The 14,180-nt window shown below is 43.3% G+C and carries 12 protein-coding genes and 1 pseudogene; 10 read left to right on the plus strand and 3 right to left on the minus strand.

Going from position 1 to position 14,180, the window contains the following annotated elements:
* Positions 1–544 precede the first annotated feature (544 nt).
* The 3 genes and pseudogenes from MHI27_RS07145 (at position 545) to MHI27_RS07155 (ending at position 2,639) form a co-directional block, all read left to right on the plus strand.
* Entirely contained in the window at positions 545–1,528 is a 984-nt protein-coding gene (locus MHI27_RS07145; protein WP_256721635.1) for a Gfo/Idh/MocA family protein, read from the plus strand.
* A gap of 9 nt (positions 1,529–1,537) precedes the next feature.
* A pseudogene (locus MHI27_RS07150) lies at positions 1,538–1,863 on the plus strand (sugar phosphate isomerase/epimerase); the annotation flags it as partial.
* Between the two features lie 143 nt (positions 1,864–2,006).
* Positions 2,007–2,639: a carbohydrate-binding family 9-like protein gene (locus MHI27_RS07155; protein ID WP_405175917.1), complete on the plus strand. Its 633-nt coding sequence runs from the start codon at positions 2,007–2,009 to the stop codon at positions 2,637–2,639.
* Between the two features lie 1,161 nt (positions 2,640–3,800).
* On the opposite strand, the gene MHI27_RS07160 is transcribed toward MHI27_RS07155, so the two are convergent.
* Complete coding sequence (locus MHI27_RS07160) at positions 3,801–4,004, minus strand: hypothetical protein (protein ID WP_405175918.1); 204 nt, start codon at positions 4,002–4,004, stop codon at positions 3,801–3,803.
* Between the two features lie 118 nt (positions 4,005–4,122).
* Here MHI27_RS07160 and MHI27_RS07165 point away from each other — a divergent pair, with 118 nt between their 5' ends.
* Positions 4,123–4,761 (plus strand): hypothetical protein, encoded by a 639-nt coding sequence (locus tag MHI27_RS07165; RefSeq protein ID WP_340968050.1) that lies wholly within the window; start codon positions 4,123–4,125, stop codon positions 4,759–4,761.
* A 72-nt stretch (positions 4,762–4,833) separates the two neighbouring features.
* Here the strand turns inward: MHI27_RS07165 and MHI27_RS07170 are convergent, their stop codons facing one another.
* The gene (locus MHI27_RS07170) at positions 4,834–5,250 is read right to left on the minus strand and encodes a MerR family transcriptional regulator (protein ID WP_042185857.1); all 417 of its coding nucleotides are present in this window, start codon (positions 5,248–5,250) and stop codon (positions 4,834–4,836) included.
* A gap of 120 nt (positions 5,251–5,370) precedes the next feature.
* On the opposite strand from MHI27_RS07170, the gene MHI27_RS07175 reads away from it, so the two are divergent.
* Complete coding sequence (locus MHI27_RS07175) at positions 5,371–6,423, plus strand: NAD(P)-dependent alcohol dehydrogenase (protein ID WP_042185859.1); 1,053 nt, start codon at positions 5,371–5,373, stop codon at positions 6,421–6,423.
* A 197-nt stretch (positions 6,424–6,620) separates the two neighbouring features.
* Here the strand turns inward: MHI27_RS07175 and MHI27_RS07180 are convergent, their stop codons facing one another.
* Positions 6,621–7,658 carry a LacI family DNA-binding transcriptional regulator gene (locus MHI27_RS07180; RefSeq protein WP_405175919.1) on the minus strand — a complete coding sequence of 346 codons (1,038 nt, stop codon included), beginning with the start codon at positions 7,656–7,658 and terminating at the stop codon, positions 6,621–6,623.
* Between the two features lie 492 nt (positions 7,659–8,150).
* On the opposite strand from MHI27_RS07180, the gene MHI27_RS07185 reads away from it, so the two are divergent.
* The 5 genes from MHI27_RS07185 to MHI27_RS07205 all read left to right on the plus strand — a co-directional run bounded on the left by MHI27_RS07185 (position 8,151) and on the right by MHI27_RS07205 (position 14,142).
* Positions 8,151–9,044: an ABC transporter permease gene (locus tag MHI27_RS07185; protein ID WP_405176699.1), complete on the plus strand. Its 894-nt coding sequence runs from the start codon at positions 8,151–8,153 to the stop codon at positions 9,042–9,044.
* 17 nt (positions 9,045–9,061) lie between these two features.
* The gene (locus MHI27_RS07190; protein WP_042125286.1) at positions 9,062–9,943 is read left to right on the plus strand and encodes a carbohydrate ABC transporter permease; all 882 of its coding nucleotides are present in this window, start codon (positions 9,062–9,064) and stop codon (positions 9,941–9,943) included.
* A gap of 61 nt (positions 9,944–10,004) precedes the next feature.
* On the plus strand, positions 10,005–11,615 hold the full coding sequence (locus MHI27_RS07195; RefSeq protein WP_405175920.1) for an ABC transporter substrate-binding protein: 1,611 nt from the start codon (positions 10,005–10,007) through the stop codon (positions 11,613–11,615).
* Positions 11,616–11,745: 130 nt separating this feature from the next.
* The gene (locus tag MHI27_RS07200) at positions 11,746–13,227 is read left to right on the plus strand and encodes a glycoside hydrolase family 32 protein (RefSeq protein WP_405175921.1); all 1,482 of its coding nucleotides are present in this window, start codon (positions 11,746–11,748) and stop codon (positions 13,225–13,227) included.
* A 21-nt stretch (positions 13,228–13,248) separates the two neighbouring features.
* The gene (locus MHI27_RS07205) at positions 13,249–14,142 is read left to right on the plus strand and encodes an ROK family protein (protein ID WP_042185873.1); all 894 of its coding nucleotides are present in this window, start codon (positions 13,249–13,251) and stop codon (positions 14,140–14,142) included.
* Positions 14,143–14,180: the final 38 nt, after the last annotated feature.

Below are 14,180 nucleotides of genomic sequence, written 5' to 3' on the forward strand. Positions count from 1 at the left end.
GAACGATAGGCTGCCCAGGTAACACTGTGTAGGTTCGCTCCTCCATCGCAATGGCATACATAGAGCAGCTCGAAATCGTACAGCCTCCTTCTCGGGAACAAGCGAGGTGCGACCCTCTGGAAATGCGCGTAATGGATGGAGGGAGTTCATTCCTGGAAGGGGACTGGCTTGCGGACCAGTGTTGGAGAGGGGGGCATAGCGGGACAGCTCCCTTACATAGTATTAGACGGAATAACGGAATCGTGCAAAAAGTAACTTTCTTAGCTAAATAAAACTCTCCATCATTCTTATATAATAAAGGTAACAAGGTATCATAACTAGATAAAAGTTATTCTGTAGTAATCCGGTATAATACAAATGTAAGAGAAGGATATGCATGAAGAATGGTAAGTCATCAATGCCCAAGAAGACTAGACGCAGTAGGGAGACTTCGGATTCTCCCAACAAGGAGCTTGGATTAACATAAAATAACCTCCGCGAGTGAGAAGGATAGGATGGATGCATCATGAAAAGGTACGGGGCGGTCGTGATAGGCTGCGGTTATATGGGCTCTCTCCACTTGGACGCGATATTACGACAGGAGCGGGTCCGGTTGATCGGCGTGGCGGATTGGAACCGGGACAGGGCCTCCTTAGTGGCAAGCCAATACGGAGCCGAGTGTTGGAGCACGGATTACCGGGTCTTGATCGAGCGTGACGATGTGGATCTGGTCATTATCGCCACGTACCCGTCATCCCATCTGGAGATCGCAAAAGATTGTCTCGCTGCAGGGAAGCATATCCTATGCGAGAAGCCGATGGCCGGTAATGCACGGGAAACACAGGAATTCATGAAGCTGGCCCGTGGAGCCAAAACCAAGGTCCTGATCGGTCACATCCTTCGCCATAACACCACGTACCAGGCGGTTATGAAGATGATCCGGGAGGGCGCTATCGGCTTCCCCTTGGTCATCCGGTTATCCCAATTGAAGCCCTCCAAAAATTGGGCTTCCCAATTGTCCCTGCTCCGGGACGTCTCGCCGATCGTGGATTGCGGCGTCCATTATATCGATGTGATGCGTTGGGCTACAGGGGCGGAAGTGGTAAGCGTCAACGGGATAGGGCAGCGTCTCTATGAAGAAGTCCCGCCGTACACTTACAATTACGGACTCATGACCCTCCGTCTGTCGGACGGCTCCATCGGTTACTTTGAGACGGGGTGGGGTAAGGGGCTTCCGACTGATAACCGGAAGGAATTCATCGGACCGGCAGGCCGGATCCGCATCATCTACAAGAACGATCGACCGCGAGAGGATCAGCATCTGGGAAATCTGGTTGAGGTCGAAGACCACCGGAAAGGAACGGTTCGGCAGATCAATATGGACTTCTCCGTGAAGCCTACGGGTGCCCAACTGGACTATTTCCTGTCCATGCTGGAGAACAACTTGCCCGCTATACCGACAATGGAGGATGCATGCCGGGCGATGGATATCGCTCTCCTGGCCGACCGGGCAATCCATGAAGGAATTACGTTACCTTGCGCGAAATAAGAGTGGACCAACATGGTGATGGTAACAGGGGATGACCCGGTGTATGGTATACACCTGCTGAAGGACTATATCGTCCACATCCATGTGAAGGACAGCATCCGACATTAGCCGGTCGATCCGAGGGATGTGTACGGTGCTGTCGGATACCAGCCGCTGGATCATCAACGGATAGCAGAGCTTGTAAGCTCCGGAGTCATATTCCAGGAGGTTCCGTTGGGCGAGGGGAAGGTAGATTTTGACGCCTCCTTCGCCGCCTTGCAGGAGAGCGGATACGGGGGGATGCGCCCGAGAGGGATATAGAGCGGGCGGTCTCCTTCATCCGCCAATACATGTAACGGCAGACGGCCGTGCGAAATCTCGGGGATCGAAACTGCGTATTGGAAAACCGGGGAATCGCGGGTTTAAATAATCAAGTTAATTAATGGGGTTGTTTTGCTGTGTTAGCCCCAGTGGGATTCCGAACAGAAGGGAATGAACCATGGAAAGAAAATTAGAAACCTTAGTAATTTCCCGCCTGGCAAATCAGACGGATGGTTCAGATACAGAAGAAGTCCAGATCATCAAGCAGTATCAATGGCTTAAAGGGTATAACCCGGTCGTTACAGCAAGATTAAATTACAGTCAGGAGGATCTGAAGCTTCAGTTTAAGGTTTACGAAAAGAATCCAATACGAACATATAGAAACATGAATGATCCCGTGTATAAGGATAGCTGCATCGAGTTCTTTTTTCAGCCTACTCCTGATTCGGACCAGCGCTATATGAATTTCGAATTTAATGCGAATGGCGCAATTCTCTTGCAGATAGGAACGGATCGGTATGATCGCTTCCCAATCACTATCAATCCGACACTTTTCCACGTCCTATGCACCACGGATCAAATCAATGATAAAGGAGAAGTGTATTGGGAATTAAGCTTTTCGATCTCATGGGCTTGGGTACAATCTTATTTTTCGGATTTTCGGGCAGTACCGGGAAAAAGGATAAGAGGTAACTTTTACAAGTGCGGCGACGATACGACCTATCCGCATTTTGGAACATGGAGCAAAGTTCATTCGAACAAACCAGATTTTCATAGAAGCTGTGATTTTGGGATTCTGTACTTAGAGTAACTGCGAAATGCAGCGTCAATGAATAACTTCCGAAGCCGCATATACGGGGTTGGAGGTTTTTTATATTTTTTAGGGGAATTAGTCAAATGGAAACAGATTGATATCATGTCAACTTATACATAGGTTTAGGATGTCGGCAATAGCAGGGATTTTGTAATGTTCGATTATTTTCTTGGGACACTAGTCCAGACGGGCTGATCTATCTAAAGAGCACTCGTAGCAACCATACCCAGGTGAACTATAATTATAACGCCGAGGTTCTGACTGAAGACAAGCTGAGTGGCAACAGTATCATCCAACAATCCGCGTTTGTGCGCGGAGATCGAGTACTCGTGAAAAGGACAAGACGGCCAATAAAGATTACTATTACTTATACAATGGTCATGGTGATGTGGTACAGATTGTGGATACTAGGATGGCTAACAAAGAAGGGCGATTATGTCAACGTCAGCGTCGATTCGTATTTGTTTAAGCGAGCGTAGTCGTGCAATTTTATCAGTACCCAATTTAATTCAGCACTTTGTAAATGAAGGTTGGGATTAAGTCGATAGTAAGGGGATTGTTACATTTCTACCGATAGGTGATGATGATTTCAATTGGTTATGTGAAACTATTGGAATTCAATTGTTATGAAGAGATTCTAAAGCCGGATGCGATTTTCTTATATTTAATACGAATGAGATGGTTTTCAGTTTATCAATATATAGGAATAAAATTGTAGTTGAAAGTGATATTGATATTATCGACTTCACTTGGTATTTGGAAAAAATATTGCCTGTTTTTAAAAATTCAAGTTTGCAGGTTGAACAAATCATATGTGAACAAGTAGTATAAGCATTTACAGTCATTAGGTTTTTACAATTTTGACAATGATGATATTGTCTCAAAAGAAGTTGGTCAGTCATGGTGTTTGATGCTGTTGTCACAGGAAGAGTTGGACTTGATAATGTTGAAAGCGGTGAGCTTAAAGTCATAAAGTAGATCTGTTGACATTAAAGTATTAAAAGGCGACTTGTCTGCGGATAAGTTGCTTTGTTTTTTTAGGAAAGGTGATTAGATAACAAAGTATCCCGGATCCTGGAATATTATAAAACGGGATACCTCATTAGCTGTAATAATATCGGACAGCCTCTTTCCTGGAATGTTCCCTTCAATTAATGTTCAGTCCGTTGTTTCTGTATTTTTTTGTTTATCAGGAGAAATGCCGGGAGCTGTGATCTCTGGTTCGTCGCCCTGCAAAGCACCCACGATTTCTTCCAGCTTTCCTGTTGCTCCCATATCGCCAGCCAGGCTTAAATCGGGTTCGGTTATGGGATCAACACCCGGGCCGCGTCCATCAAGCGGAGCTTTCTTGTCGTCCTTCATTTGATCGTTTCCTTTCTGTGTAGTCTTTGTATTTCTTTCCAATCCAAATCAAGAAAATATGATATAATGACGTCGTTATTGTAAGTTGCATTTTTAATATGAAAATAGGATGGACAATATGAGGGGATATATTCATAACGTCGATAAAAAACGATTGCTTATTATGATTATCGGCAATGTATTTCTGGGCATGGGAATTAGTATTTTCAAGCTGTCCGGTATGGGGAATGATCCCTTCAGCGGTATGGCAATGGCACTTGCAGAGAGCGTCGGTATAACATATGCGAATTTTTTGATCTTACTGAACCTTGTATTGTTTGTAATCGAATTCATAACAGGACGAAAGTTTATTGGAGTCGGGACTTTCGTAAACGCAATTCTTTTAGGATATATTGCTACTTTCTTTCATAATAATTGGCTATCTCTGTTCGGCGAACCTCATTTGTTATGGCAGCGAGTGGTTATCGTAGCAATTGGCGTGGTGGTATGCAGTTTTGGGGTATCCCTGTATCAGACATCGAAGGTGGGAGTAGCTCCCTACGACAGCTTGTCCCTGATTATGAGAGAGAACTTCCCTAAAATATCTTATTTTTGGCACCGGATGTTTACGGATGCTCTTTGTGCTCTGATTTGTTTCCTGGCAGGAGGCATTGTAGGCTTAGGAACTTTGGTGTCAGCACTTGGTCTGGGACCCATCATTCATTTTTTTGATGTGAATTTTACGGAGAAGCTTCTGGCAAAAAGGCGTACCAATTAAAAAGTTTATGAATTAAAGAAAGGCGGGGCAGATCAATCTGCCCCGCCTTTACTGTAATTTGAAGGTCCATTCCTAATGAGCGGATGAACTTTTTATTTTATTATTTTTATGGATATCTTCCGTACCACTATCCAAGGCAGTCTTGTAGTAGAAGCATTTGTGTTCTATGACTTCCATCGTTTTTTTCAATTCTTCCATCTGCGCTTCTACGGAAGCTTTCCGCTCCAGAAACATGTCATATCTTTGCTGTAAGGTGGAATCCCCCTCAGAGCACCACTCAATGAAATGTTTTATCTCTTTAATTGGCATCCCGGATGACTTCAAGCATTCAATTACCTTTAAAGCGTCCATATCGGATTGTTTGAATATACGTTTACCGCCGGAGGTTCTTTCTATAGAAGGGAAAAGACCTTCCTTGTCATAGTAACGTAGGGTATGTGGTGTCATGTTAAAGGACTCTGCAACTTCACTTATGGAGTATGTCTTCATCATCTATCTCCCATCTCAAATATAATTTGTGCTTGACTTAGAGTTAACTTTAAGTAATAACATATGTTTTGTAAAGCTGACGTTTTAGATTTTATTATTAACCAGAAGAGAGGTTTCACTATGATAAAAGTTAATGCACGCGCTACATTCAGTCAGGAAGGTCCATTTAAGTTAACCACAATCGAACGCCGAGAACTGCAGCCGCACGATGTTCTTATTGAGATTAAATACGCTGGTATTTGCCACTCGGACATTCATACTGCCCGCGGGGAGTGGGGACCGGTCAACTATCCACTCGTTCCGGGACATGAGATCGCCGGAATTGTCAGCCAGATTGGTTCTGAAGTCACAAAGTACTCAGTGGGCGACCGGGTAGGGGTAGGTTGTATGGTTGACTCCTGTGGAGAGTGCAGTAATTGCCATAAAGGTGAGGAGCAGTATTGCCTGAGTGGAAATACGGGCACCTATGGAGCTATCGACCGGTACGGGCAGTATACGCAAGGCGGCTATTCCACCCATATCGTCGTAACCGAGGATTTTGTGGTTCGGATCCCTGACAGTATTCCGCTTGACGCCGCTGCACCGCTTCTGTGTGCAGGAATCACCACCTATTCACCACTGCGTCATTGGGGAGCCGCTCCTGGTAAAAAAGTAGCTGTGGTGGGTCTTGGCGGACTTGGACACATGGCTGTGAAGATCGCTCATGCCATGGGGGCTGAGGTTACTGTTTTATCACAGTCCCTGAAGAAGAAGGAAGACGGATTGCAATTAGGGGCGGATCATTATTATGCCACTAGCGATCCGGAGACATTTAAACAGCTTGCCGGTTCGTTCGATCTAATCGTAAATACTGTAAGCGCGCAGATTAATATCGATGCCTATCTTTCGCTCCTGGCGCTGGATGGTACATTAGTCAATGTCGGTGCGCCTGCTGATCCTTTAGCAGTAAACGTATTCTCGCTGATCGGCCACCGCCGCTCGTTTGCCGGATCGATGATTGGTGGAATTCGTGAAACGCAGGAAATGCTTGATTTCTGCGCTGAACATAATATTGCATCTGAAATCGAGGTCATTTCTGCTGACCGGATTGATGAAGCCTGGGAGCGTGTGCTTGCTTCAGATGTCCGTTACCGGTTCGTCATCGACATCAGCACGATGGGGAACAACGAATAAGAGACGCCCTCTTTGTTGACATCACATCGTGCATCGGCTTGATTAATGCCATTAAAGCTATCGTCCCAATAAAGGGAGTAGACGGTCATTCTTGTAGTCTAACAAACATAAAGAACCCAAGCGATTGAATTTTAAATCGCTTGGGTTCTTTGCTTCATTTTCATAGGTTATTTTTTTATCTCAAAATTATGAATTCATCAACTGATATTAGGTGTAGAGTCTCTTATGATGAGTTTGGTATAAATATGAGAAACCTGATAGGGTTGCTTCGGATCATGAATTCGGGAAAGTAGCATTTCGGCTGCTTTGACACCCATCTCATTACTATAAATATGAACCGTAGTAAGATGGGGTTCTACAATGCTTGATTCAGGACCGTTATCAAAACCACAAATGACGATGTCGTTAGGAATGGAAAGCACATTTTTGAGTGACTTCATAAAGGTAACCGCAATATAATCGTTAGCACACACGAAAGCAGAAGGGAGCTCATTTATTTGACTTAGTCTAGTATCTGCCCACTCTGGACTTGAGAAAAATAGTTGATCGTCATCGAGGATGCATTGTGTGAGATCAAGCTGAATCCCGGATTCTATTAGTGCGCGATTAAAGCCCACCCATCTTTCATTAAAACTCCTACAGTGATTATAGTCCCCGATGAACCCCAGTGATTTGTAACCGCCCTCAATTAACTTTTTGGTAAGTTGGTATGTGCTGTGTTCGTTCTCCATGAGAAGTACATCTGCTTGGAATTCAGGGTAACAGACATCTGCAGAGCAGTCGATGAAAATAGTTGGAATACCTAGACTTGTAATCAACTTACTATATTCCGAATTGAACAACTCAATACAAATAATTCCGTCTACATTGGAGACATCAAAATTATTTGGAAGAGACAGGGACTCTTGATCAATGTCTCTAATAATGTGCATGGATAAATTATACCCCTCTGCACTGATTCTTTTTTCCATGCCACTGATCAGTTTCGATCCAAAGTGGGAAGTGTTAGGTAAGTTTTCTGTTAATAAAGCGATGTTTCCTGAGTTTTTTGGTTGAACACTCTCGGTGTCCATAAAAGCAAATTGTTTATATTTTAACTCTATTGCTTTCTTAATTACTTTATTTCTGGTTTCATCAGGTATACCGTTCGTTCCATTTAGGGCTTTAGAAGCTGTATTTCTGGAGATTCCTAAAGCATCCGCGATATCTTGTATGGTTACTTTTTCTCTGGCCACCTATGTAATTCACCTCTATATTCTTGTTCTTAATATTCGCCACAAATAGTGTACTATTTGCCATTATTCCAACTCTCTTAAATGTATATTAGTTTGCTAAAAATAGCAACATGATATTTACAAATGCACAATTTAGTTTACATTTTATTAGGATGTGTATGTGCGAAAAAAAAGCTTTTTTTTCATGTTTTTGAGAAAATGATGAGATTAAAGTATATATCCTTATTTAAATTGGCTGTATTTGTAATTATGTAAAATGTTACACGTCATTTATGAACATAATAATTTGTCATATGCACATAAATATTTTTACAAATTGTATTGACGAACGATTAAGTGTTTGGTAAATTGTAAAAGCAGCAGGACATAAGTGAGATTGAAAGCCCTTACTGCATCAAGATGTAAACATTGATAAGAACGGAGGTAAAGGCATTGCATAACCCAATAGAAGCCGAACACGGAATAACGGTGACGCGACATAAGAGTTCCTTAATGGATTATTTAAAGAAGCACTACTTTCTTTATATTTTGCTCGCACCAGCTGTGATTCTGACCCTTATTTTTAGATACGGTCCTATGTATGGTGCGATTATCGCCTTTAAAGATTTCAGCCCAATCAAAGGAATCATGGGGAGTGAATGGGTAGGTTTGTACAACTTCGAGAAATTCCTTTCTTCTCCCAATTTCGAAGTAATCTTTTTGAATACGCTTAAATTAAGTTTCTTCGGATTAATTCTGAGTTTTCCAATTCCGATCCTGCTTGCCTTGATGTTGAATCAAATTCGCCGTGCAGGCGTCAAAAAGAACATTCAATTGTTCTTGTATGCGCCTAACTTTATTTCTGTTGTCGTTGTGGTCGGGATGTTGTTTATCTTCTTGTCCCCAACGGGACCGATTAACCAGTTTTTTACCTGGCTTACAGGTGAACCAATTATGTTCATGTCTCGTCCTGAGTACTTCCGTTCGATCTACATTTTATCCGATATTTGGACCGGAGCCGGTTGGGCATCCATTATTTACGTAGCAGCGCTTGCTAATGTCGATCCTGAGTTACATAATGCAGCCAATCTCGATGGCGCTAATCTTCTACAAAGAATACGCCATATCGATCTGCCAACCATTCGCCCAATTATGGCTATCGTATTTATCCTTGCAGCCGGTGGGATTATGTCGATTGGCTTCGAGAAAGCCTATCTCATGCAAACGGCGATGAACTTGCCAACCTCAGAAATCATTCCGACTTACGTTTATAAAATTGGTTTGCAGTCGGGCGATTATGCCTATTCAGCCGCAGTAGGATTGTTTAACTCTATCATCAACATCGTCTTGCTCCTCACAGTTAACTTCACCGTGAAGAAACTGAATGAGGGTGAAGGTCTTTACTAAGAAAGGAGCAACAAGCTATGCCCATTAAACATTCCGGCTTAGATCGCTTTATCGTCGTGCTGAACGCGATCTTCCTGACACTGGCCGTACTTATCATCGTACTTCCTTTGATTTATGTAGTGATTGCCTCTTTTATGGATCCATCTGTGCTGCTCAGTAAAGGATTATCATTCAATCTTTCGGACTGGTCATTAGAAGGGTATAAAAAAATACTTTCTAATCCTGCCATGATCCGAGGTTTTGGAAACTCTGTTTTATACTCTGTTTCATTTGCTATGATTACCGTTCTCGTCTCAATCTGTGCAGGGTACGCACTGTCCGATGACAGGCTCAAAGGAAAAGGGTTCTTCATGACATTGTTTATTATCACCATGTTCTTTGGGGGTGGACTCATACCTACATATCTGCTCGTTAAGAACCTTGGTCTGCTTGATACAGTATGGGCGGTGATCATTCCAGGGGCAGTCAATGTTTGGAACATTATTCTCTCTAGAACTTTCTTCAAAGGAGTTCCGAATGAAATGAAGGAAGCCGCTAATGTAGATGGAGCTTCGGAGATGCGGATTTTCTTCAGTGTCGTATTACCGCTCTCCAAACCGATTGTTTTTGTGCTCGCTCTTTATGCCTTTGTTGGCCAGTGGAATTCCTACTTTGACGCTATGATCTATTTAGATAATCCTAATCTTCATCCACTGCAGCTCGTGTTGCGTTCCATCTTGATCCAGAATCAGGTAGATCCGGGCATGATCAGCGATCAACTCGCCATGGCGGAAATGAAACGATTGTCTGAAATCATCAAGTATGCTGCCATCGTTGTTTCCAGTTTGCCACTCATTGTTATGTATCCGTTCTTCCAGAAGTACTTTGAAAAAGGTGTTATGGTCGGTTCCCTTAAGTAGGAAACAGGCTGCACATAGATAAAGATTAATTCATTCATATCTAATTTGGAGGTCATACCCTATGAAAAGAATTAAGAAATCAAGAGTTTCGACGAAAGCAGCTTCTGTAACTGTACTTGCTTCACTTATGTTCCTTAGTGCATGCGGTGGAGGAGGAGGGGGAAGTGCAGCTAGTAAAGAACAGGACGCCAGCGGTAAAGTAACTTTGAACTTTATTACGCAAAGCTCTCCACTTGCACCAACTGATCCAAATGAAAAACTGATTAATAAACGTCTTGAAGAAAAGACGAATGTTCATATTAACTGGAAGAATTTCACGAAAGACGTATTTGTTGAAAAAAGAAACTTGGCTGTGGCAAGTGGTGATCTTCCTGATGCAATTTTTAATGCGGACTATAGTGACTATGAGCTGCTCAAGCTTGCTAAAGATGGTGCCATCGTTCCGCTGAATGATCTCATCGAGAACAATATGCCAAACTTCAAAAAGGTGCTGGAAGAAGCACCAGAATATAAGAGTATGATTACGGCACCAGATGGAAATGTTTATGCCTTTCCATGGATTGAAGAGCTGGGTAGCGGTAAAGAAAGAATCCAGGCGGTAGATAGTATGCCTTGGATCAATGTGGAATGGCTTAAGAAGCTTGGCCTTGATATGCCTAAAACAACAGAAGAATTAAAGGAAGTATTAATTGCATTCAAGACAAAAGATCCAAATGGCAACGGTAAGGCTGACGAAATTCCATTGTCCTTTATTAACAAGCCGGGAGCAGAAGATCTGGCATTCCTATTTGCTTCGTTTGGATTGGGTGAGAACCCTGACCATGCGGTTGTGAGCAATGATGGGAAAGTGATATTTACGGCGGCACAAGAAGACTACAAGGAAGCAGTTTCTTTTATTAACGAGCTGTATAAAGAAGGACTCATTGATATTGAAGCCTACACACAAGACTGGAGTACTTACCTTGCAAAAGGAAAGGATCAGAAATACGGACTTTACTTCTCATGGGATAAGGCCAACATCACCGGAGATAATGACAGCTACGAAGTTATGCCTCCACTTGCTGGACCCGATGGTGAAGTTAACGTAACAAGAACGAACGCGCTTGGTTTGGGAAGAGGTAAGATGGTTGTCACAAGCGCCAATAAAAACTTGGAAACGACAGCGAAATGGGTTGATCAGCTCTTCGATCCGATTCAATCTGTACAGAACAACTGGGGGACGTATGGAGATGAAAAACAGCAGAATATTTTCGAATTTGATAAAGAAAAAGGAATGCTGAAACATTTGCCACTGGAGGGTGCAGCTCCTGTAGAACTACGTGAGAAAACAAGTGTCGGTGGACCCCTAGCTATTCTTGATTCTTATTATGGGAAATACACAACCATGCCGGATGATGCCAAAAGCAGAATGGATATTATCAAGAATATCATGGCGCCAAAGATGAAAGCAGAAAACGTAATGCCGAGTGTATTCCACTCCATTCAAGAGCTTGATCGCCTTACGACAATTGAAACGGATCTTTTTGCCTACGTGCTTAGAATGCGCACGGAATGGTACCAAAACGGTAAAATCGAAGCGCAGTGGGATGAATATCTGAAAGAATTGGACCGTCTGGGCTTGCAAGAATGGCTTGAAATTAAACAAGGCGGATATGATAGAGCAACCCAATAACAAATGATTAATATTGTGGGGTGAAGGCCGTGTTCCATGCAGTTACACTGCTATACACGACCTTCATCTATATAAAGAGAGATGATCTTAGAGCTAAGATCTTATTACGGGAGTAAAGGAGAAAACAATAATGTCTACGATTGCGAAACAAAAATACCGAGGTGTGTATCATTTTTCCCCTAAGGAAAAGTGGATGAACGATCCAAACGGAATGGTTTATTTTGAGGGTGAATATCATTTGTTCTTTCAGCACCATCCGGGTGGAATGACCATGGGAGCTATGCACTGGGGCCATGCGGTTAGCAAGGATCTTGTTACATGGGAGGAACTTCCTATCGCTCTCGCTCCAGATGAATTAGGTATGATTTTTTCCGGCAGTGCTGTAGTTGACTGGAATAATACGACTGGATTTTTTGAAGGTAAACCAGGTTTAGTAGCGATTTTTACGCATCATTTGGATATGCCTGAAGGCAAGCCAGCCATTCAGCGTCAAAGCTTGGCCTACAGTAAAGATAACGGAAGGACCTGGACGAAATATGAAGGAAACCCGGTACTTGAACATGATACATTCATTGATTTCCGTGACCCCAAAGTATTTTGGAATCAAGATACGAATCAATGGGTGATGATTGTAGCTTGTGGTCAAACGGTGTGTTTATATCATTCTCCTGATCTAATTAACTGGACATATGCCAGCGAATTTGGTAACGGAATCGGTTCTCATGACGGGGTATGGGAATGCCCAGACTTGTTCCCACTTGCTATTGATGGCGATCATTCGAACACGAAATGGGTGATGCTTGTGAGCATCGGTGCGGATCCCGCTTTTGTGGAAGGGTCAAGAACTCAGTATTTCACAGGGGATTTTGATGGAGAAGTGTTCACGCCAGATGAAGATTCGATAAAAGTTCGCTGGATTGATTATGGAAGAGATAATTATGCAGGTGTAAGCTGGTCTGATATACCGGCTGAAGATGGAAGACGACTATTTATCGGCTGGATGAGCAACTGGATGTATGCTAACAAGACGCCGGCAGAAGAATTCCGCGGCGCGATGACGATTGCAAGGGAACTTCAACTCGAATCAAGACAAGGGGAGATCTTTCTTGTGCAGAAGCCGGTACAAGAGTTGGAATCTGCTCGTGTACAAGTCCTTTCTGTGAAAGAGGCAACGGTGCAAGAAATCAATACTCTTCTTAAGGAGATTCACTTGGAATCTTATGAGATTATAGCTGAGTTCACTCGAGGTAAATCTGTAGGCTTCAAAGTAAGAGTAGGTGCGGATAGTCAAACAATAATCGGTATTAACGGTGAGACAGAGGAGCTTTATGTAGATCGGATGGCTTCAGGTCAGCATGATTTCCACGAACATTTCGTAGGACATCATTCAGCCAAGCTCGAAGCGCTTGATGAGTCAAATGATCTCCGTATTTTTGTGGATCGCTCTTCAGTTGAGGCGTTCAGTAATGGTGGTCAGGCAGTGATTACGGATCTTATATTCCCTGGACTAGAATCTAAAGGTATAGCTGTGTTTGCAGAAAATGAGAATGACTTGCTGATTTCCCTGGATATCTATGAGCTTACTCCCTCTGCTGAGCAAGACAAGAATTAGTCATCGAGAGGAGTCAGGTATATGCGTATAGGAGCGATTGAAGCTGGCGGGACGAAGTTTATATGTGGCATTGGGAATGAAAATGGGGAAATTGAAGATCAGATTAGTTTCCCAACAGAACATCCTGAGGTGACGTTGCCCAAAGTTATTCAATATTTTCAAGGCAAGCAAGTAGAAGCTATCGGAATTGGATCGTTTGGTCCGATTGATATTCACACAGATAGCAGGGCGTATGGTTACGTTACAACAACACCAAAGCCAGGGTGGGGAAATTACGATATGCTGGGCACTTTGAAAAGAAACTTTTCGGTTCCTTTTGGATGGGACACGGATGTCAATGCAGCGGCATTTGGTGAAGCCAAATGGGGCGCTGCTCAAGGGTTATCCAGCTGTTTGTACTATACAGTTGGCACGGGTGTTGGTGTGGGAGTGTATTCAGAAGGTAAACTCATTCATGGTCTTGTACATCCTGAAGGGGGTCATGTTCTTACGAGACGCCATCCTGACGATGTATTCCCAGGGGGATGTCCCTATCATGGGGACTGCCTAGAAGGGATGGCGGCAGGTCCTGCTATTGAAGCAAGGTGGGGGAAGAAGGGCCATGAACTTCCTATGGATCATCTTGCATGGGAAATGGAAGCATTTTATATTGCACAGTCGATTACGGGTGCTATATTGCTTAACTCTCCTCAGAAAATCATTCTGGGTGGTGGTGTTATGCAGCAGTCACAATTGTTCCCACTGATCCGTCAGGCTGTGCTTCAGAACCTGAACGGCTATGTCAGCTCAAGTACTATTTTGGAACACATAGATGAGTATATCGTTCCACCAGGACTAGGCCAACAGGCGGGATTATGCGGTGCTCTGGCTCTTGGACTCACAGCACTGGAAAGTAAGATTTCTGCTCAATTGTAAAAGAATATATAGAGGAGGTCAGTGCAGTAATGAATTGG

This window comes from Paenibacillus sp. FSL H8-0261, assembly GCF_045040645.1.
GTDB lineage: Bacteria > Bacillota > Bacilli > Paenibacillales > Paenibacillaceae > Paenibacillus_AQ.